Consider the following 19,703-nt stretch of genomic DNA (forward strand, 5'->3'; position numbering starts at 1 on the left):
CGTCAGTACGACGGGCGCCCCTTTTTATTTGCGGCGGTTTTGGCTCAGGTGCCGGCGGACAGGCGTTCTGCGTTGGCCAGCATGCGCCCCATCAGGTCGCGGAGCTGTGTCACTTCATCGGCGCTGAACCCTTCGAAGTGCGCGTTGAGTACGCGGGCGGCGTACTCCGGCAGCTTCTGGTTCACATCGGCCCCGGTTTCGGTCAAATGGAGGTAGGCGGCGCGGCGGTCGTGGTCGCTGCGTGCGCGGCGGATCAGGCCCTTTTCTTCCAGGCGATCGAGCATGCGGGTCATCGATCCGGTGTCGTAGTGCACGCGCCGGCACAGTGCTGCGGCAGTAACCCCCGGCGTTTCGGCAACCTGCACGAGCACCGCCCATTGCGCGCTGGTGATGCCCAGCGGCGCGAGTTCGCGGTCCATCACCGCCATCATGCGCGCCCGCAACGCGTTGATCATGAAGCCGAAGCTATCCTGCACCTTGTATGTCTCCGCGGTGAAAATCGGGGCATCGTTCGCCATCGTTTCAGCCTTTCTGTTTCTGTGTGTGGGGATTCTGAGCCCGCTCGTAGAGCGGCATGACTTCCGGAAGGTGGCGCTCGATCTCCCGGATTCTGTCCTTACCGGCCGGATGCGTCGAGAGCCATGCAAATCCGCCTCCGCCACCGGCCTTTGCCATCTTTTGCCAGAGCGATATGCCGGCACGCGGGTCATAGCCCGCCCGGGCGGCGAGGTCGAGTCCGACCACATCGGCATCGCTTTCGTCTTCACGCGAGAACTTCAGCGTGAGCAGATTGCCGCCAATGTTGAAGGCGTCCGCGTAGCGGCCCTGGCCGACGAAGTGGCCGAGGAGGCCGACGCCTAACTGCGTGAGCTGCGTCTTCGCAATGCGCTCACGTGCGTGTTCGCGCAAGGCGTGGGCGATCTCGTGGCCCATCACGATTGCGATCTCGTCGTCGCTGAGCTTCAGGCCGTCGATCAGGCCAGTGTAGAAAGCGATCTTGCCGCCGGGCATGCAAAAGGCGTTGGCCTCGCGTGAGGCGATCAGGTTCACCTCCCAGCGCCACGCGGTGGCACGCGGGTTGAAGCGCGCCGAGAACGGGATGATCCGCTCGGCGATACCGCGCAGTCGTTTCAGCGCCGGGTGGTCGGCAGGCGCGAGCGCGCGCTTGTCAGCCGCTGCGCGCAGCATTTGATGGTATTGCTGCCCAGCGGACTGCTCCAGTTGCTCGGCGGGCACCAGCGTACGCAGGCGCGAGGCTTCGTCGACCTTAACGCCGTCGGCACGCGCGCAAGGCATGGCGAGCGGGAGCAGGGCGAAGCTGGCGAGGATCAGGCGGCGGAGCATTCTGCAGTAACAGTCAGGGCAGTCAGCGTGTGTCGCGGATCATACCTGCGAGCTTCGTGCTGCACTACCCTGTGGTGACATGCGCCCAGATGGCCCGGACAGGGCGCGGAGCGCGCGCTACTTGCGATGCTTGTTGTGGTGGGCGCCCGCTTTTGCGCCAGCCGATTTTGAGGCGTGGCTCGCCTTGCTGCTGTGGCGCGCCGTGCTGCCCCCACGCGGCTGTTTGCCGAGTCGAGGCGCCGGGGCGGGAGCCTGGGATGCAAAGCTGAGCTTTGGTGCGAGCACCGGGGCGCTCTCGGCCATTGCCACCGCGTCGCCGGATGGCACCAGCAAGGTGTAGCCGGGGCCTGGGCGCATGCGCGGCGCGAGGCCATTGACTTCGCGGAGCTTGGTTGGGCTGATGCCGAAGCGGGCCGCGATCTGCTCGACACGTTCGCCACGTTCGACGGTGTAAGTCTTCCAGCTCAGCAGCGGACGGTCGTGATTTTCGAGGTTGGTGACGAAGGTTCCCGCCTTGTCCTTTGGCACGATCACGTGGTGGTCGGATTCCCCCGGGATCACCGGACGATTGAAGGACGGATTCAGCTCAAGGAAGTCCTTCATCGGCATTTCTGCCAACTGCGCGGCAGTGTGCAAATCCATGCCGCCGCGCGTTCCGATCGAGACGAAGTAGGGTTCGTTGGGGATCGGCGGCAGCGTGATACCGAAGAGCTGCGGGTTGGCGATGATGTTCTTCAATGCCTGCAGCTTCGGCACGTAGTAGCGCGTTTCCTGCGGCATCGACAGGTAGGCAAATTCGGTTGGCAGGCCGGCAGCCTTGTTCTTCGCAACGGCGCGTGCGACCGCGTTCTCGCCCCAGTTATAGGATGCCAGCGCCAGATGCCAGTCGCCGTGCATCTCGTAGAGCGCCTGCAGGTAGGTGAGCGCAGCGTTGGTCGATGCAACGATGTCGCGCCGCTCATCCACCCACCAGTTCTGGTCGAGCGAGAAGTCCTTGCCGGTCGACGGGATGAACTGCCATAGGCCCGACGCGCGGGCCGGCGAGTAGGCCATCGGGTTGTACGCGCTCTCCACCATCGGCAGCAATGCCAGCTCGGTCGGCATGCCGCGCTTTTCGAGTTCTTCAACGATGAAGTAGAGGTACTTGCGGCCACGCTCAAGGGTGTTGCGCAGCGCGCCGGGGCGGGCGAGGTACCAGATCTGGCGATCGGTCACCAAATCCATCGACAGGTCGCGCATCGCGAAGCCTTGGCGCATGCGGGCCCAGAGGTCGGACGATTCGGTGGTGAGGTCCACCGTCGCCACCGAAGGCGTGCCAAGCTTCGACAGATCGATGCTGGATACTGCGGTCAGGCCGGTACCCGCTGTCGCCGCGATCGGTGCGGTGCCGCCCGTTTGTGCGGGCGGTGGAGGCGGGTCGCTGTCATCGGCGGCCGCATTCCCGGCGGGTGGAATGGCCAGTGCGACTGCGCAACAAAGCAGCGCAGCGAACCGGCGCGCGATAGACTGCATGGGAAAGGTCCGGCGACGTGCAAAGGCGTGATTGTATCGGGCTAGCGGCGATGGGGTCAAAATGCTTTTGTTTCATAGGGTTGCGTTACTGAATCGGCCTCGCGGCCGAGTGTTTGGCGGGGCGGCACGATGACGGGGCTGATGGACGGGTCGCCGGTTTTCCGTCGCGAAGGGGGCATGAAAGCGCTGCTGATCGAGGATTCGCTCACCAGCGCGACATTGATCGCGCATCAGTTGCGGGCGATCGGCATTGAGCCGCTGGTCGCGCGCGAGGGAGAGGAGGGGATCGAGCTGTTCAAGGCCCATCGTCCCGATCTCGTGCTGCTCGATGTGATCCTGCCCGGCATTGATGGTTTTGAGGTCGCCAAGCGCATTCGCCAGTTGGAACAGCACGGCGAGTGGACCCCGATCATCTTCCTTTCCGCGCGAACTGGCGACGACGATTTGCAGCGCGGCATCGAGGTGGGCGGCGACGACTATCTGTTCAAACCGATCAGTTCGATTGTGCTGGCCGCCAAGGTGCGCGCCATGCAGCGGTTGTCGCAGATGCGCTACTCGCTGGTGGTCCTCACGCGTCGCCTCGACGACGCCAACCGCGAACTGCAGCGCCTTTCTTCAATTGATGGCCTGACGGGCATTGCCAACCGCCGCCAGTACGACAGCACGCTTGTGCGCGAATGGCGCCGTGCTCAGCGCCGCAGTTCGTCGATCGCCTTGGTGGTGTGCGACGTCGATCACTTCAAGCGCTACAACGACCACTTCGGGCACCAAGGCGGGGATGAATGCTTGCGTCAGGTTGCCGCGTGCCTGGCAGAGCAGGCCAAGCGCCCCGCCGACCTTGTGGCACGCTACGGCGGCGAGGAATTCGCAGCGATCCTGCCAGATACCGATGCCGAGGGCGCGTTGCAGGTCGCCGAAGCCATGCGCCGCGCGGTGTATGAACTTGCGCTGCCGCACGCGCCGACCGCTGACCTGCCGAACGTGACGATCAGCCTTGGCATTGCCGCCGCGGTGCCGCCGCGCGAGGCCCCGACCCCGGGCGCCCTGATGGCGTCGGCCGATGCGGCGCTCTACGAAGCCAAGCGCCTGGGCCGCAATCGCGCGCTCATCGCGCAATCGCTGCTGGCCTGAAGCCCTTAGCGGAACTCGTTCTTCCAGCGGCGCAGCGCGGCGAAGACTGCACCGGCGTCTGCCAGCGTTTCACCACTCACGGCTTCGGCCATGCGCCGCACGTCTGCCTGATCGCAGCGTAGGAACGGGTTGATCCGCCGCTCGACCCCGATTGTGGTCGGGATCGTCGGGCGCGCCTGCGCCCGCAGCGCGTCACATTGCCCGCTGTAAGCAACGATATCCGGGTTGCCCGGCTCCACCGCCAGCGCAAAACGTAGGTTCGACTGGGTGTACTCGTGCGCGCAGTACACCCTTGTGTCGTCGGGGAGGGCTGCAAGTCGCCCGAGCGAGGCGTGCATCTGCGCCGGCGTGCCTTCGAACAGCCGCCCGCAACCCCCCGAGAACAAGGTGTCGCCGCAGAACAGCGCGCCAGGGCTGAGGTAGGCGATGTGGCCAGCGGTGTGGCCCGGTACCGCCATGACGGATAGGCTCAGGGCGCCGTTCAGCAGGCTCAGCGTTGCGCTGTCCGTCAGCGTGTCGGTAAGGCCCGCGATTGCCTCTGTCGCCGGCCCGAAGACTTTGGGGTGATGACGCGCGGAAAGCGCCGCAATGCCGCCGGTGTGATCGCCGTGGTGGTGCGTGATGAGGATCGCGTCAAGCGTGAGATGGCGCTCGGCGAGAAATCGCTCGACCGGCGTGGCGTCACCCGGATCGACCACTACACAGTGGCCATCGGCGACGATGGCCCAGATGTAGTTGTCCGAGAAGGCGGAAAGCGGAACAATCTGCATCCCGGCAATTTTCGGCGCACTGCTCACGATGTCAATTCCCGGATGTGCCGCGTGGCTTGAAACGCCACTGGGCCGCTACCTGATCGACTGGGAGTTGGCGCAGGTCGATGCCCGTGTGGCCGACGTGTTCGGCTTTCACGCGATCCAGATCGGCCTACCCGAGCGCGACTACCTGCGCAACAACCGTATCGGGTTCAAGTTCCGCTGTGCCCGCTCGGGTGATGTGGCGCTGATCAGCGATACCTATGAGTTGCCGATTGCGTCGCAGAGCGTTGATCTCGTCGTGCTGCCCCATGTGCTGGAGTTTTCCGAGCATCCGCACCAGGTGTTGCGCGAGGTGGAGCGGGTGCTGGTGCCGGAAGGGCAGTTGCTGATTTCGGCCTTCAACCCGGTCAGCCTGTGGGGCGTGCGCCGTCTGCTTGCGGCCAGTACCGGTGAGTTCCCGTGGCAGGGGCAGTTCCTCAGCGTACGCCGCATGAAGGACTGGCTCGCGCTGCTAAGTTTCGAGAGCCAGCCCGCGGTGTTCGGCGCCTATATTCCGCCGGTGACGCCGCCGCGCTGGATTGAACAGTGGCATTTCATGGACAATGCCGGCCCCCGCTGGTGGCCGTTTGCAGGCGGCACCTATGTGATTCAGGCAACCAAACGCGTGCGCGGCATGCGCCTGGTTGCCCCTGCGTGGCGCGATCGCCGCGCCCGCGCGAAAGCCTTTGCACCGGTTGCCCAGCGTGACCCGGTGTCGATAGAAAGAAACATCCCTGAATGACCGATTCAATTGTAGATATCTATACCGACGGGGCCTGCTCCGGTAACCCGGGACCCGGCGGCTGGGGCGCGATCCTGCGCGCGGGTGGACACGAGAAGGAGTTGTTCGGTGGCGAGCCGTCGACCACCAACAACCGTATGGAGATGACCGCGGTGATTCGCGCGCTGCAGGCGCTGACGCGGCCGGTGCAGGTGCGTGTGCACACCGATTCGCAGTACGTGCAGAAAGGCATCTCGGAGTGGATCCACGGCTGGAAGCGCCGCGGCTGGAAGACCGCCGACAACAAGCCGGTGAAGAACGACGATCTGTGGCGCGAGCTCGATCAGCTGGCTGCGCTGCACCAGATCCAGTGGCTGTGGGTCAAGGGCCACGCCGGGCACCCGGAGAACGAGCGGGCGGATGAACTTGCGCGGCGTGGCGTCGAGCAGGTGAGGAGCAAATGATGCGGCAGATCATCCTCGATACGGAAACCACCGGCCTTGATTGGCGCACCGGCGATCGCGTGATCGAAATCGGTTGTGTGGAGATGGTGGCGCGCAAGCTCACCGGGCGGCATTTCCATGTCTACATCAACCCCGAACGCCCAGTGGACCCGGGGGCGATGGCGGTGCATGGCATCACCGATGAATTTCTCGCCGACAAGCCGAAGTTCAAGGATGTGGTGGAGGACTTCGAGGCCTTCGTCGCCGACGGCGAGCTGATCATCCATAACGCGCAGTTCGACGTGGGCTTCCTGAACATGGAGCTCGACCGCCTCGGCCGGCCCAAGCTCGACGTGTTGTGCGCCGGCGTGATCGACACGCTGAAGATGGCGAAGGAGCAGAACCCGGGCAAGAAGGCGTCGCTCGACGCGCTGTGCCAGCGCTACGAGATCGACAACGGCCACCGTGAGCTGCACGGCGCGCTGCTCGACTCAGAGCTGCTGGCCGAGGTCTACCTCGCGATGACGCGAGGGCAGGACAGCCTGATCATGGACCTGGACAGCGAGCCCGCGCCGGCCGCCGGTAGCGACGATTCGGGCGCGCCGCTGGAGCGTCATCCGCTGCGCGTCGTACGCGCCTCGCCGGAGGAACTGGCGGCGCACGACGAGGTGCTTGCTGCGATCGCGAAGGCCAATAAGGGCAAGTGCCTGTGGCTGCCGCCGGAGCCGCAAGCCCAGGCCTAGCGATACGGGCCACGGGGCGCTACTGCAGCGCCCCGAGCAGCACTTCGACCGCGCGCAAGCCGCCCGCACTGGCCAGCGGCAGGAGCGTGGCGCGCACCATGTTCCAGTGGCTGGCACGGAATATTCCCGAATCGACCTCCCCGATGTAACGCTGCACATGACGCAGCAGCTGCGTGAGGCACTGTTCATCGTTGCGCAGGCTGGCGGCGAGGCCGTCAAGGCCTCGTAGCGCGGTGCGCCGCGCTTTCTTGGCCGCCGATTGGCCGATCCATACCGTCAGCAGGGCACACACGCCGAAAACACCGAACAGCACCAGTGCCATCGGGTCCACCGTCCAGGCCTCGAAGTAATCCCAGCGGCTTGCCAGCACCAAGGACAGCACGATGCCCGGGAAGTAGAGCAGCCACTCGTTGTGGCGCGAGATCTGTTCGATCAGCAGGATGTCGATGTAGTGGTCGAACAGCCGGTCGAGGCGGGTCGGATCCGCCGCTTTCACGATGCGCCGCTTGCCGGGTTGGCCCGGTCGCTCCGCGATCGTGTTGCCCGCATCCTGCGCGGCACCGGAGATGACCGCCGGATCGACGTACTGCTCCTGCAGGGCGTCCATCGCGGCATCCACCGCCTCTTGTGGCCAGTCGGAACGATTCGCGCTGAGTTGGCGCGCCAGCACCATCAAGCGCAAGGCCACGCTCAGAGACAGGAAGATCAGTACCAGCAGCAGGAAGGTGCCGGCCGCGGCCACCGCGATGAAGAGGGCAATCGCGATCTTGCCGCGCACCGGCGGCAGCACCGGATAGTTCAAACCGATCAGCGCGAAGACGCCCATCATCAGGCAGGCCCACAGCGTTCCGATCAGCAGTTGCGGCCCAGGCGACATTGCGTGGCGGAACATCAGCCAGGCGTGATGGGCGTCCACAAGCCCGTGCGTTGGGTGTGGGCCGATGCAGGCAGAACGCAGGCGGCGCTGCAGCGTCAGGCTGGTGTCGCGCAGCAAGCGGCGCCAGCGCCAGGCCCGGCGGCTGGAGGGCGGCCGCACGCCCGAAAGGCCGAAGCGCTGCGCCACGCCATCCAGCGTGCGCCCGATGCGTTTGCGCGCCAGCCATAGCAGCCAGCCCGACAGCACGAGCGCGCACCAGCGCAGCCACAGGCTGGGCCAGATGCTGATCCCGTCCAGCCAGGCAAACGGCTCTTCCGCCCAGGCTTCCGCGGTGTCACGCAACCAGCCGTAGCAGACCACCGGCACCACCACCAGCACGATGATCGCCATGCACAGGCCGAGCAAGGTGCCGTCGCGGTTGGGTGACCAGACCGTGGCGCCGAGCAGGTAGAGCGTAACGATGAAGAGGCCCAGCGCAACGGTGATCGTGATCAGGGTGCCGCCGCTCAGATGGTCGCGCGGCGGGTGGATGTCCTGGCAACGCAACAGGTTCTCCGGTGCTTCGGTGACGTCCAGTTGCGGGCAGGATTCGCGCCGCGCGTATTCGTTGAGCGGGTGGGCGCGGGTCAGGCCGATTTCGTGCAGCCGCGGCGTCAGCGCGTTCCAGCGTCCGACCCAGCCGGCCACCGCGTCGCGATCTGCGCTGTTGCCGAGTAGCGCGACAGAGGTGGTGAGGAACAGCGCCGTCTGCTCGCCATCGCGGAAAGGGATCACGAAACGTTGCACCGGCGGGGCGAGCTTCAGGTCGAAGCGCGACACGACCAGCACATTCCGCATCGCGCTGATGCTCTCGTGGTCGAGCATGCGCGAGTCGAGCCCGGTGGTGAAGAACTGCACCTGCGGGAAGCGTGCGCGCAACGCTTGCAGCAGCATACGCTTGTCGTAGAAGTCCGAGGCCAGGATGCCGATCGCGCGAATCCCCACCGAACCGCGCCCGCACACCGCCTTCAGGTTGGTGTCGCGCTCAGCGATCTGTTCGACCAGGCGACGCACGTAGTCGCGCTGGCTTTGCAGCGTTGACCGTTCATAGGCAGCGTCTGGCGGCTTGTTGCCGCTTTTCGCCGTGCCGCTCGGCGCCGTCGCGTTGCCGTCGCCAGAACGGCTCTGCAGCCCCTTGCCGTCTAGCCCGCGCGTGAAGGCGAATCCATGCACGTTGGCGGCATCGGAGCGTCGCAGCTCGGCACGCCACTGTGATGCCACCTGACCCAGGTGGCCGCCGAAGGCGCGCCGGAAGTCGCGCGCATGATGGGTATCCCATTCGCTGACCAGCGCCACGTGATGATCGAACAGGCAGGCGTAGCGATGCGCCTCGGAGCTGCGCCGCGCGTCGATCACGTCGGTGTGGTCGCTTGGCCGCATCAGGTTGAGGCCGCGCCGTTCAAGTTCCGCCACCAGCGTGTTGGCGAGCATGTCGTCGGTGGGGCCGATTTCGAGCACATGGCGGCTCGGGTCGCCGGGCGAGGTGTCGGCGTCGATCGTGACCTGGCTGCGGAAGTGGCGCAGCGCCAGCGCAGCACTGGCTTCGGCAGGGCAGGCGGGCAGGCTCTTGTCCTCGTCGCTGCCGTTGCCGTTCTTGGCGCCGGGCGGGCGGCAGCGCATGCCGGACTCCACCCGGTCGGTGACATCGCGATCGAGCGGACCCAGCGTCACATAGCGGGCGCCGCCACCCTCTTCGTCACCGGCCACCATGCTGTCGAACGCGGTGCCCAGCAGACGATAGCGGCGTGCCGCTTCCTGCACCGTGTCGGCCAGGCGCAAGGGTGCGTCCGCAATCCAGAACACGCTGACCTGGTCGGCGCGCCCGGCATAGGTGGGGCCGAGGTCACCGCGGCCTCGCCCGCGTTGCGCCAGTTCCTTGTCCTTGCGCAGCTGGAAGCGTTCGATCGTTGCCCGCACCGGTGTTTCGAAGCCAGTCTGGTTATCCAGCGCTGCGAAGCGGCAGGGGCCGATCAGATGCTCCGAATCGCCAGGCTCGTAGCCCCAGCGGTTCAGGGCGGAGAGCACCGCCGCGCGGGCGCGGATGCGGCGCTCGGAGTCTTCACTGGCACCGCCAGCGTTGGCGATGATGAAGAGGCGCATGTGCCGCTCGCCCTTCGCGACACTGCGGTGAAACTGGCTATCGATCTGGCCGCAGTCGTTTGCGGTGCTTGATTCCGACGCGCTTGCGCTGCTTTTGAGCGGGCTTGCGAGCGGGTCTTCCCACATGCGCGCCTCGATACTGCCCGCCTGCTCGGAGGGCGGCAGCGCGGGCGGGCGGCCGCTGTCCGGCACCGGTGTCGGCGTCAGACTGATGGCGGCGACCAGAGCGGCGATGAGCGCAGCCAGCAGGGCGGGGGTCTGGAACGGTGAGCGTTCCGCTTTGGCGTCTGACGAATCCATCGGATTGTCCTCCCTGCGAGGACAGTCGCACCTGCCGGTGCGCTCCGGTGCTGCTGGGCGCAGCGGCACTACGCTCAGCTAGCGCGACTGGTGAATCCAGCATAGATCAGCAGCGTGCCGATGGCCCGCACGGTTTCTTGCTGCGATGTTTGGCTCAGCCGCCGACGAGACTTGATACCCGCGCCGCAATCGCCAGCGAGGCGGTCAGCCCCGGCGATTCGATGCCGAACAGTTGCACGACACCCGGGACGCCGTGCCCCGCCGGCCCATCGATACGGAAGTCGTGCGCCGGGGCGTCCGGCCCGCCGAGCTTTGGCCGGACACCGGCGTAGGCGGGTTGCAGCCGCTCGACCGCCACATCCGGCCAGTAGCGGCGGATGGAGTTTGCAAAGGCCTGGGCGCGATTGGTGGGCACGCTGTAGTCGGGGGCATCGACCCATTCGACGTCCGGCCCGAAGCGGGCGTTGCCGGCCAGGTCCAGCGTCAGGTGCGTGCCGAGGCCGCCCGGTTCCGGCACCGGGTAGATCAGATGCTTGAATGGGTTGCGGCCCGACAGCGCGAAGTAGTGCCCTTTGGCGAAGTAAAGCGGCGGCACTGCCGCGGCGGGGAAGCCCTGCAGGGCACCGGCAAGTGTTTGGGCTCCGAAGCCGGCGGCGTTGACGAGCCAGCGAGCCTCGACCCGATACGGTACCGCGCCGCCGATCTGCAGCACCTGGCCCGCGGCCGCGCATTCGCCGCCGATGACGGGGGCGCCGTACATCAGCATGGCGCCGGCCTGTTCGGCGTCGTCCGCCAGTGCCTGCATCAGCGCATGGCTGTCGACGATGCCGGTATCCGGCGACCATAGCGCCGCACAGCAACGCAGTTCCGATGCCATGTTGCGAGCGGCGTCGCCGGTAATGAGTCGCGCCTGCTCAACGCCGTTCGCGCGTGCCTGGCTGGCAATACGTTCGAGCGCGGGCAGGTCGGCGGAGTCTGTGGCGACGACCAGTTTGCCGACGCGTTGATGTGGCACCTGCCGCGTGGCGCAGTAGTCGTACAGTGCGCGCGATCCGGGGACACAGAGTTCGGCCTTGAGCGACCCTGTGGGGTAGTAGAGCCCAGCGTGGATCACCTCACTTGAGCGGCTGGAGATTCCCTGGCCGAAATGCGTCTCGCGTTCGAACACGGCGACCTGCAGGCCGCGCATCGCAAGGGCGCGCGCGCAGGCAAGCCCGACGACACCCGCGCCGACCACCACCACATCGACTGTGACCAAATCAGAAGCGGAGGATGTCATCCGGCGTGGCCAGCTCTATCGCAAGGCGTTTGAAGGTGTCGCGCAGATCGAGCCCTGTTTCGAGTTTGAGTGCTGCTGCGCGGGCCTGGATCTCAGCGAAGGGCAACGCAAACGGCTCCCCGGCGTTGGCGAGGGCGACCACATTGCCGGTTTCGCATTGGGGCAGCGCGAGCGTGCGGCCGTCGAACGCCTCGCCGATGCGGGCAAGGCTGTCGCGGAAGGTTTTCCGCTTGCCGAACAGGTTGCTTGCAAGCAGGCCGTTTGTGGCCAGTGCAGCGCGTGCTGCGGTGTAGAACGGCGCGGTATCCAGCACGCCGGCGCGGGCGTTGTGGTCATAGCCATCGACCAGGATCATGTCCCAGTAGCCGGTGTTGCGCATCACCACTTCGGCACCGTCGGCGACGACGATGCGCAGGCGTGCGTCTTCGTCGGGCAGCTTGAAGTGCGCGCGTGCCACGGCCACCACGCGGGCATCGATCTCCGCTACCGTGATGCGGGCCTGCGGCACGTTGCGGTAGAAGAATTTGGTGAGCGACGCGGCGCCGAGGCCGATCAGCAATACCTTGCGCGGCCAGGGGGCCGGCCGCAGCAGGAGCCCGGCGGCCATGTGCCGGGTGTATTCGAGTTCCAGCGCGTAGGGGCGGCGCACCTTCATCGCGCCCTGTACCCAATCCGAGCCGAAATGCAGGTAGCGGACGCCCGCTTCTTCGGAAACGTCAATCGAATGGGCCATACGCTCAATCCTCGTCGCGCAGCGGCCGTGGGCGAATCCGAACCAGCCGTTCGGCTTCGGTATCCACGGTGATCTCAAGCCAGCCGGGGATCGGCGAGCCGAACACTTCAGCACGGCGGAAGCGTTCGATCGTCTCCCCGTTGGTGTCGCGCAGCGGGCGGTCCACGCGCATCACATGCGTATCGCCATGGATCAGCAGCACGTCGCCGCTATAACCCAGCACCGCAGAGCGCAGCGCATACAGCAGCTCGGCATAGGGGCGGGGCGGGTTTCCGGCGGCGAAGGCTTCGAAATCGGGGTTGGCGTGCATGAAGATGACGACGGCCGGGAGCGATTTGCGTTGCGCTTCCGCAAAGCCCGCGTCGAGCCAGTCGCGCACCGCGCTCATGCGTTGGCGGTATTCGGCGCCGGGCTCGCGCTGACTGCCGTAGTGGTTGTCGCTCCCTGGCACGTTCAGCGTCAGGAAGAGCACTGGCCCGCGCTGCCAGCGCAGGTGCTCCTGATAGGCGCCGTGGGTGAAGTCGGCGTCGCTCTGGCGGATCACGCTGAAGGGCGTCGCGCCGAGCGATTCGGGTTTGGCGAAGTACAGGCTGCGCAGTTTGTCGAGACGCTCGAGCGGATCGAAGGCGCCTGCGCTGCGGCGCTCACAGTCCACCCACTCGTTGTTGCCGGGCACGAACACGCTTGGGAACGGGGCTGCCGCCAGCAAGTCGCGGAAGTCTTGCAGCGTCACGTCGTCACACGGGGTGCTTCCGTGCTTCATGTCCCCGACGTGTACCGCGAAGGCGACTTCCGAATCGCGCATCGCGGTGATCAGCTGCGGCAGTTCGGCGCGCTCGATATCGGTGTAGGGCAGATCGCCAAAGGCGGCAAAACTGAAACGCTCGGCATTCGCAGACGGCACTGCGAGCAGCACCGTGGCGAACGCGACGAGTAGCGCGAAGCAGCGCTTGAGCCGCGGGCTCATCGTGTCAGCGCCTTCAGCGCGTAGAGATGCTCGAGTGCCTCGCGGGGCGACAGCGCATCCGGGTCCACGCCAGCAAGCTTTTCCAGCACCGGATGCGGCGGCGCTTCTTCGACGTCCGGCGGCAGCGCCGAGAATAGATCCGCCTGGGGGCCACCTGAGGCCTCGCGGTTTTCCAGCGCGCGCAGGCGCCGGCGTGCTTCGCGCACCACAGGCGCCGGAATGCCTGCCAGCGCGGCAACCTCGATACCATAGCTCTGGCTCGCGGGTCCTTCTTCCACCGCGTGCAGGAAGACGATGCGATGGCCATGCTCGACCGCACCGAGATGCACATTCGCGCATTCCGGGTGCTCGACCGACAAGCGCGTCAGCTCGAAGTAGTGCGTCGAGAACAGCGCCAGCGAGCGGTTCTTTTCCAGCAGGTGGCGCGCGATCGCAAAGGCGAGCGCCATGCCGTCGAAGGTTGATGTCCCCCGACCAATCTCGTCCATCAGTACCAGCGAGCGCTCCGTCGCGCTGTTGAGGATCGCAGCGGCTTCGGTCATCTCGACCATGAAGGTCGAGCGGCCCGAGGCCAGATCGTCGGATGCACCGATGCGCGTGAAGATGCCGTCGATCGGCCCCAGCTCCGCGCGCTTTGCAGGCACGAAGGCGCCGCAGTGCGCGAGCAGCACGATCAGCGCAATCTGCCGCATGTAGGTCGATTTACCACCCATGTTCGGGCCGGTCACCAGCAGCATGCGGCGCGTGGCGGAGAACTCGCAATCATTGGCAATGAAGCTGTCGACCTGACGCTCCACAACCGGGTGGCGACCCGCCTCGATGGCGAGCCCGGCTTCGCTGCGGAACACCGGCTTGCAGTAGTCGTAGCGCAGTGCCGCGCGTGCGAAGCTGGTGAGGCCATCGAGCAGCGCGACCGCGCGGGCGATGCGCTGGAAGGCAAGGATGTCCTGCGCCAGCGTGTCGAGCAACGCTTCCCACAAGCCCTTTTCGCGGGCCAGCGCGCGCTCTTGCGCGGACAGCGCCTTGTCCTCGAAGGCCTTGAGCTCCGGCGTGATGTAGCGCTCGGCGTTCTTCAGCGTCTGGCGCCGGCGGTAGTCGTCTGGCACCTTGGTGGTGTTGGCGTGGCTGACTTCGATGTAGAAACCATGCACCTTGTTGAATTCCACCTTCAGGCTGGCGATGCCGGTGCGTTCGCGCTCGCGCGCTTCAAGCTCCATCAGGAACGCGCCGCAGTTGGATTGGATGCCACGCAGCTCGTCGAGCTCCGCATCGAAACCTTCTGCGATCACCCCGCCGTCGCGAATGTTGGTCGCCGGTTCCGGTGCGATCGCGCGGGCAAGCAAGCTTGTGGGTGCAAGCGGCGCGGCGAGGTCGCCGTGCAACTGGGCGAGCAGCGGCGCGGCGCCGGTCGGCACGCTGGCTTGCAATTCCGGCATGCGGGCGAGCGTGTCGCGCAGTGCGGAAAGGTCGCGCGGGCGCGCGCTGCGTAGCGCGATGCGTGAGGTGATGCGTTCGACGTCGGCGATACCGCGTAGCACCCGCGCAAGCCCCTCGGCGGAAAGACCCTGGTCTTCGATGAGGGCTTCGACCGCGGCGTGTCGTTGCGCACACGCCTGGCGATCAGAGAGCGGGTGATGCAAGGCATGCCGCAGCCAGCGCGAACCCATCGAGGTCTCGCACAGATCGACCAGCGAGAACAGCGTGGGCGCCGGCTCGCCGCGCAGGGTCTCGGTCAGTTCGAGGTTGCGGCGGGTCGCTGCGTCCATGCGCAGGAATTCGGCTTCGCGCTCGACGTGCAGTCCGGAGACGTGCGTGAGGCTTTGTCGCTGCGTTGCCCGCGCATAGTCGAACAGCGCCGCGGCGGCCGCGAGGGCGACTTCGAATTCATCGGCACCGAATCCGGAAAGGTCGCGCGTGCCGAAGTGTTCCGGCAGCACGCGGCGCGCGGTTTCAGCGTCGAACTGCCAGTCGGCGAGGCGGCGCACAGCGGGTACGCGTTGTTCCAGCCCTTCGAGCGTCAGGCCGTCCGGCACCAGCGCCTCGGCCGGGCGCAGCCGTTCAAGCTGGGACGCCAGTTGCGTAGGCTCGCATTCGAGGATGCGGAAGTCGCCATTGGCGAGGTTGAGCCAGGCGAGCCCGAGGCGGCCGCGGTGCTGCGTGGCCGCCAGCAGTGGCGCGTCGGTTTTGTCGTCGAGCAGTGCAGCGTCGGTCAGCGTGCCGGGGGTGACGATGCGGCTTACGGCGCGCTCGACCGGGCCCTTGCTGGTGGCCGGATCGCCGACTTGTTCGGCAATCACGGCTGATTCGCCCATCTTTACCAGCTTGGCGAGATAGGGTTCGAGCGCATGGAAGGGCACGCCGGCCATCGCGATCGGTTTGCCGGCCGATTTGCCCCGCGCGGTCAGCGTGATGTCGAGCAAACGGGCGGCTTTCTCCGCGTCGTCGAAGAAGAGCTCGTAGAAATCGCCCATGCGATAGAACAGCAGCGTGCCCGGATGCTGCGCCTTCAGCGCGAGGTACTGCTGCATCATCGGGGTGTGGTCTGCAATCGACTGATTTGCAGAAGAAAAGCTCGAACTCAAGGCAGGGCGTCCTGATGCGGGATACGGAAAAGAGTGCGGAGCTTAGAGCAAAACCAGGGGGATTTGCCCGCTCCGTAACGTGCCGGGCGGCATTGTCGCAGGCCCGCTGCCTTGGCGGGGCTCACGGGCTGGCTGTAAGGCTGCGAATTGGGCCCGATCGCGCGGTGCTAGAGCAAACCCGAGGCGATATTGATCGTCAGCGCCAGCACCGTCGTGTTGAATACGTAGGCGAGCACGCAGTGCAGCAGCCCGGTTCGGCGCATCGGCCGCGAAGTGAAGCTGACGTCGGCGGTTTGCCCGGAGGTGCCGATCACGCAGGCGAAGTAGAGGAAGTCGCCGTAATCGGGTGTCTCGCACTCCGGGAAGGTCAGGCCTCCGGTGCCGCCTTGGGCGCGCGCAAGGTAGAAATCATGCGCGTAGTGGAATGCAAACATCACCTGCGTGAAGCCCCACGAGGAGACGATGGTCAGCGCGGCCAGCGCGATATGGGCGTACTTGATCGTGCCATGCAGATCCTTGACCACGCCAAGCTCCGCGATGATCGACGTGAGGCTGACGACGGCGGCGATCACCACCAGGGTGAGAATCACCAGACGACCTTCGTCCTGGGTCCGGGCGCGCTGGTTCATCTTCACGTGATCGGACGAAAAGATCAGTTTGAGCGCAAGCACGAGATAGAGGCAGGCGCCCGCGTTCCACGCAATGATCAGGCGTGTCACCGTGTGGTGCGCAAGGGAGTCGGGCAGCGTCAATCCGACCAGCAGCCCCGTCAATGCCGAGAGAAACAGGCGCGGTCGGGCAAGGATCTGGCGATAGAGGGCGAATCGGCGAAGCTGCATGGCGAGCCTGGATCTCGTTGCGGCGCACGCGAGTTTCCATGTGCGCGGCAACGCTGGAAGGTTGCGTTGGATCGCCATGGTAGAGCGCCAGCGCCATTCCTGCTGCGTGGCCGTCGCGGCGCGGACCGTTGCTGGGGCGGAACGCGCCTTGTACGCGCCCCGCCCGAAGCTCAGCTTGCTTCGGTGGCGAGCTGGCCGCGGCGGAAACGCCGCTTGATCCAGGCGCCAAAGTCGTCGAGGTAGGTGTAGACGACCGGCACGACGACGAGCGTCAGCATTGTCGAAGCGATCACACCGCCAATCACGGCATGCGCCATGGGTGCGCGCTGCTCACCCCCGTCACCAAGGCCCAATGCGACGGGGATCATGCCGAAGATCATTGCGAAGGTGGTCATCAGGATCGGGCGCAAGCGAATGCGACCGGCGTCGATGATCGCCTGCCGCCTCGGCTCGCCGCGCTTCTGCGCATGCTCGACAAAGTCCACCAGCAGGATTGCGTTCTTTGTCACCAGCCCCATCAGCATGATGATGCCAATCACCGAGAAGATCGACAGCGTGCTGCGCGCCGCCAGCAGGCCGAGAAACACGCCGATCAGCGACAGCGGCAGCGAAGTCATGATCGCGAGCGGATGCAGGAAGCTGCCGAACTGCGAGGCGAGGATCATGTAGATGAAGATGATCGCGAGCGCCAATGCCGACACTGCATAGCCGAAGGATTCGGCCATTTGCTGGTTCTCGCCTTCCTCGACGATGCGGTAGCCGGGCGGCAGCGTCTTCTTGAAATCCGCCAGCACCTTCTGCACGTCGGCGCCCACATCGCCTGCCGAGCGCCCGGAGACCCCGGCGAAGACCCAGATATCGCGCGCAAGGCTCTTGCGGTTGATACGCGTCGGCGAACTCGATGCGACCACCTTGGCGACTTGCGACAGCGCGATCATGTAGGGCAGGCCGGTCGTGGTGTCGGTGGTGCTGCTGGCCATCCACAGTAGGTCGAGGTCCGAGCCCGTGCGACGCAGCTCCGCCGGCAGGCGGATCTTCACGTCGTAGGCTTCGCCATCGGGTGCTTGCCAGGTTGTTGCGGCCTGACCTTCGATGAAGGGCCGAAGTGTGGTGCCGACGCGCTCGACAGAGATGCCGAGGTCGGCAGCCATTGCGCGGTCCACGACGATTTCGAGCATCGGCCGGGTGTCTTCTGCGGTGGTCTGGATATCCACGGCGTTCGGGATCGCCCGGATGCGGCTTGCCAGGTCTTGCGACAGTCGCGTCAGCACTGCAAGGTCATCGCCCTGCAGATTGACCGCAATCGGGTTGTCGCCACCGCCTTCACCAATGCCGAGCGACTTGAGTTCCACGCCGCCGAGTTCGCGCAGGCGGCTGCGTAGGCGGGCAACCATTTCCTCCTGCGTGGCTTTGCGCTTGGTCTTGTGCACCAGCTTGATATCGAGCTGGATCTGCTCCGGGCCCTGCGTTTGCCAGCCCGCATTCACGGTGATGTAGGTGCGCTGTACTTCCGGGAACTCGCGCAGCGCGGCGTCGACCTGTTTGGCTTTGGCGAGCGTGTAGGCGAGGCTGGATCCGGTTGGCGTCACCATGCGGCCGCCCAACTGGCCGAAGTCGCCCTTCGGCACGAACTCCGAGCCGATGTACGGCACGAGAAGAAAGCTACCGACCAGCAGAGCGGTAGCGGCGCCCAGCACCGTCTTGCGATGCCCCAATGCCCAGTCGATCAGGCGCCCGTAGCGCTCGGAGAGCCGTGTCTGGAATGCTTCGAACGCGTTCAACCAACGGCCCAGCAGGCCTGTGCGGGTAGGGCCATGCGCATCGGGGTCGTGCCACACGGACGAGAGCATCGGGTCCAGCGTGAAGCTGACGAACATCGACAACATCACCGCGGACGCGACCGTGAGGCCGAACTGGTAGAAGTAGCGGCCGATGATGCCGCCCATGAAGCCGACTGGCAGGAACACGGCGACGATGGTCAGTGTGGTGGCGAGCACCGCGAGGCCGATCTCATGGGTGCCGTCCAGCGCGGCCTGGTAGGGCGATTTGCCCATCAGCGCGTGGCGAACGATGTTCTCGCGCACCACGATCGCGTCGTCGATCAGCAGGCCGATGCAGAGCGACAGCGCGAGCAGCGTCATCATGTTCAGCGTGAAGCCGAGCGCCTGGATCATGAAGATCGAGCCGAGCAGGGCCAGCGGCAAGGTAAGGCCGGTGATGACGGTGCTGCGCCAGGAGCCAAGGAAGATGAAGACGATCAGGATCGTCAGCAATGCGCCTTCGATCAGCGTGTGCTGCACATCGTTGAGCGAGTTGCGAATGTCGTCCGAGCCGTCGTAGATGAGGTCCAGCACCATGCCTTCAGGCAAGGACTTGTTCAGCTCATCCATCGTCTTGCGCACGCCGTTCGCTACCTCCACGGTGTTCGATTTGGAAACCTTGTAGATGTCGATCGACAGCGCGGGTTTGCCGTTGATCAGCGCGTGTGAGGTGGGTTCTGCTTCGCCATCTGACACGCTCGCCACGTCGCGCAGCCGGATCTGCGCATCGCCGCGTTGCGCGATCACGATGTCGGCAAACGCCATGGGGTCGCGCAGGCGGCCTTGCACCTGAACCTGCATCTCCTGCCGTGCGTTCTTCAGGGCGCCGGCCGGCAGCATCTGGTTCTCGCGGCGCAGCGCCTCGCTGATCTGCTCGACGCCGATATGCAGTGCCCGCATACGGAACGGATCGAGCTGGATCTGGATTTCGCGCGCAATGCGGCCGGCGAGATCGGCTCGGCCGACGCCCTTGACCGTTTGCAGACGCTTGAGCACCAGCTTGTCGGCCCGCTCCGTCAGCTCGCGCGGCGTGTGGCGATCAGACGTGAAGCTGAGCGACATGATCGGCCGATCTTCCTCGCCCCAGGTGCCGATCGTCGATTGCTTGACCTCATCCTTGAGCGAGGGGCGAACCTGGCTGAGCTTGTCCCGCACATCGGCGACCGCCTTGTCGGCGTTCACATCAAGCTCGAACTCGACAAACACCAGCGAGTAGTCCTGATAGGAGCGGGATGTCACGCGCTTGACGCCCGCCAGCGTGTTCATCGCTTCTTCGATCTTGCGCGAGACCTCCGTCTCGACCACCTCGGGCGTGGCACCGGGGTAGGGTGTGGTGATCGCGACGGACGGGAACGTGACGTCCGGCATTGCCTCGACCGTGAGGCGTTTGTAAGAAAAGAGGCCGAGCACTGCGAGGCAGAGCATCAGCATCGCCGCAAAGACGGGGTTCTTGACCGAGATCCGTGTCAGCCACATGGC

At 65.7% G+C, this 19,703-nt stretch carries 15 protein-coding genes; 4 read left to right on the top strand and 11 right to left on the bottom strand.

Annotated elements, in window-relative coordinates; translation table 11 throughout:
* Positions 1-44: 44 nt before the first annotated feature.
* The 3 genes from JY500_RS06155 to JY500_RS06165 all read right to left on the bottom strand — a co-directional run bounded on the left by JY500_RS06155 (position 45) and on the right by JY500_RS06165 (position 2,856).
* A complete protein-coding gene (locus tag JY500_RS06155; RefSeq protein WP_172198253.1) occupies positions 45-518 on the bottom strand; it encodes a MarR family winged helix-turn-helix transcriptional regulator in 474 nt (157 codons plus the stop codon).
* Positions 519-522: 4 nt separating this feature from the next.
* Positions 523-1,344, bottom strand: a complete 822-nt coding sequence (locus JY500_RS06160; RefSeq protein WP_206255535.1) for a M48 family metallopeptidase — start codon at positions 1,342-1,344, stop codon at positions 523-525.
* 117 nt (positions 1,345-1,461) lie between these two features.
* Positions 1,462-2,856, bottom strand: a complete 1,395-nt coding sequence (locus JY500_RS06165; RefSeq protein WP_206255537.1) for a transglycosylase SLT domain-containing protein — start codon at positions 2,854-2,856, stop codon at positions 1,462-1,464.
* Positions 2,857-3,033: 177 nt separating this feature from the next.
* Here JY500_RS06165 and JY500_RS06170 point away from each other — a divergent pair, with 177 nt between their 5' ends.
* A complete protein-coding gene (locus JY500_RS06170; RefSeq protein ID WP_206255539.1) occupies positions 3,034-3,987 on the top strand; it encodes a diguanylate cyclase in 954 nt (317 codons plus the stop codon).
* A 5-nt stretch (positions 3,988-3,992) separates the two neighbouring features.
* On the opposite strand, the gene gloB is transcribed toward JY500_RS06170, so the two are convergent.
* Positions 3,993-4,757, bottom strand: coding sequence for a hydroxyacylglutathione hydrolase (gene gloB / locus JY500_RS06175; protein WP_206255541.1), 765 nt, complete (start codon positions 4,755-4,757; stop codon positions 3,993-3,995).
* 28 nt (positions 4,758-4,785) lie between these two features.
* On the opposite strand from gloB, the gene JY500_RS06180 reads away from it, so the two are divergent.
* From JY500_RS06180 to dnaQ, 3 genes are read left to right on the top strand one after another with little or no spacing between them, the layout of a single operon-like run.
* Complete coding sequence (locus JY500_RS06180) at positions 4,786-5,523, top strand: methyltransferase domain-containing protein (protein WP_206255542.1); 738 nt, start codon at positions 4,786-4,788, stop codon at positions 5,521-5,523.
* Positions 5,520-5,966 carry a ribonuclease HI gene (rnhA, locus tag JY500_RS06185; protein WP_172198266.1) on the top strand — a complete coding sequence of 149 codons (447 nt, stop codon included), beginning with the start codon at positions 5,520-5,522 and terminating at the stop codon, positions 5,964-5,966. The genes JY500_RS06180 and rnhA overlap by 4 nt, the downstream gene beginning before the upstream one ends.
* Positions 5,966-6,688 (top strand): DNA polymerase III subunit epsilon, encoded by a 723-nt coding sequence (dnaQ, locus tag JY500_RS06190; protein WP_172198269.1) that lies wholly within the window; start codon positions 5,966-5,968, stop codon positions 6,686-6,688. The genes rnhA and dnaQ overlap by 1 nt, the downstream gene beginning before the upstream one ends.
* Positions 6,689-6,707: 19 nt before the next feature.
* Here the strand turns inward: dnaQ and JY500_RS06195 are convergent, their stop codons facing one another.
* The 7 genes from JY500_RS06195 to JY500_RS06225 all read right to left on the bottom strand — a co-directional run bounded on the left by JY500_RS06195 (position 6,708) and on the right by JY500_RS06225 (position 19,700).
* A complete protein-coding gene (locus JY500_RS06195; RefSeq protein WP_206255543.1) occupies positions 6,708-10,004 on the bottom strand; it encodes a hypothetical protein in 3,297 nt (1,098 codons plus the stop codon).
* A gap of 154 nt (positions 10,005-10,158) precedes the next feature.
* Positions 10,159-11,283 (bottom strand): NAD(P)/FAD-dependent oxidoreductase, encoded by a 1,125-nt coding sequence (locus JY500_RS06200; RefSeq protein ID WP_206255545.1) that lies wholly within the window; start codon positions 11,281-11,283, stop codon positions 10,159-10,161.
* On the bottom strand, positions 11,264-12,016 hold the full coding sequence (locus JY500_RS06205; protein WP_206255546.1) for a fused MFS/spermidine synthase: 753 nt from the start codon (positions 12,014-12,016) through the stop codon (positions 11,264-11,266). The genes JY500_RS06200 and JY500_RS06205 overlap by 20 nt, the downstream gene beginning before the upstream one ends.
* A 4-nt stretch (positions 12,017-12,020) precedes the next feature.
* Entirely contained in the window at positions 12,021-12,983 is a 963-nt protein-coding gene (locus JY500_RS06210) for a metallophosphoesterase family protein (protein ID WP_206255547.1), read from the bottom strand.
* Complete coding sequence (gene mutS / locus JY500_RS06215) at positions 12,980-15,511, bottom strand: DNA mismatch repair protein MutS (RefSeq protein WP_425493202.1); 2,532 nt, start codon at positions 15,509-15,511, stop codon at positions 12,980-12,982. The genes JY500_RS06210 and mutS overlap by 4 nt, the downstream gene beginning before the upstream one ends.
* A 221-nt stretch (positions 15,512-15,732) precedes the next feature.
* Complete coding sequence (locus JY500_RS06220; protein WP_172198280.1) at positions 15,733-16,404, bottom strand: DUF1345 domain-containing protein; 672 nt, start codon at positions 16,402-16,404, stop codon at positions 15,733-15,735.
* Between the two features lie 170 nt (positions 16,405-16,574).
* Positions 16,575-19,700 (bottom strand): efflux RND transporter permease subunit, encoded by a 3,126-nt coding sequence (locus JY500_RS06225; protein ID WP_206255550.1) that lies wholly within the window; start codon positions 19,698-19,700, stop codon positions 16,575-16,577.
* Between the last annotated feature and the right edge of the window lie 3 nt (positions 19,701-19,703).

Source organism: Niveibacterium microcysteis, assembly GCF_017161445.1.
Lineage (GTDB): Bacteria > Pseudomonadota > Gammaproteobacteria > Burkholderiales > Rhodocyclaceae > Niveibacterium > Niveibacterium microcysteis.

Coding starts and splice junctions, on each gene's coding strand:
- JY500_RS06200 (WP_206255545.1), bottom strand. CDS start 11,283: ATGACATCCTCCGCTTCTGATTTGGTCACAGTCGATGTGGTGGTGGTC.
- JY500_RS06225 (WP_206255550.1), bottom strand. CDS start 19,700: ATGTGGCTGACACGGATCTCGGTCAAGAACCCCGTCTTTGCGGCGATG.
- gloB (WP_206255541.1), bottom strand. CDS start 4,757: ATGCAGATTGTTCCGCTTTCCGCCTTCTCGGACAACTACATCTGGGCC.
- mutS (WP_425493202.1), bottom strand. CDS start 15,511: ATGCAGCAGTACCTCGCGCTGAAGGCGCAGCATCCGGGCACGCTGCTG.
- rnhA (WP_172198266.1), top strand. CDS start 5,520: ATGACCGATTCAATTGTAGATATCTATACCGACGGGGCCTGCTCCGGT.
- JY500_RS06165 (WP_206255537.1), bottom strand. CDS start 2,856: ATGCAGTCTATCGCGCGCCGGTTCGCTGCGCTGCTTTGTTGCGCAGTC.
- JY500_RS06160 (WP_206255535.1), bottom strand. CDS start 1,344: ATGCTCCGCCGCCTGATCCTCGCCAGCTTCGCCCTGCTCCCGCTCGCC.
- JY500_RS06205 (WP_206255546.1), bottom strand. CDS start 12,016: ATGGCCCATTCGATTGACGTTTCCGAAGAAGCGGGCGTCCGCTACCTG.
- dnaQ (WP_172198269.1), top strand. CDS start 5,966: ATGCGGCAGATCATCCTCGATACGGAAACCACCGGCCTTGATTGGCGC.
- JY500_RS06220 (WP_172198280.1), bottom strand. CDS start 16,404: ATGCAGCTTCGCCGATTCGCCCTCTATCGCCAGATCCTTGCCCGACCG.
- JY500_RS06170 (WP_206255539.1), top strand. CDS start 3,034: ATGAAAGCGCTGCTGATCGAGGATTCGCTCACCAGCGCGACATTGATC.
- JY500_RS06180 (WP_206255542.1), top strand. CDS start 4,786: ATGTCAATTCCCGGATGTGCCGCGTGGCTTGAAACGCCACTGGGCCGC.
- JY500_RS06195 (WP_206255543.1), bottom strand. CDS start 10,004: ATGGATTCGTCAGACGCCAAAGCGGAACGCTCACCGTTCCAGACCCCC.
- JY500_RS06210 (WP_206255547.1), bottom strand. CDS start 12,983: ATGAGCCCGCGGCTCAAGCGCTGCTTCGCGCTACTCGTCGCGTTCGCC.
- JY500_RS06155 (WP_172198253.1), bottom strand. CDS start 518: ATGGCGAACGATGCCCCGATTTTCACCGCGGAGACATACAAGGTGCAG.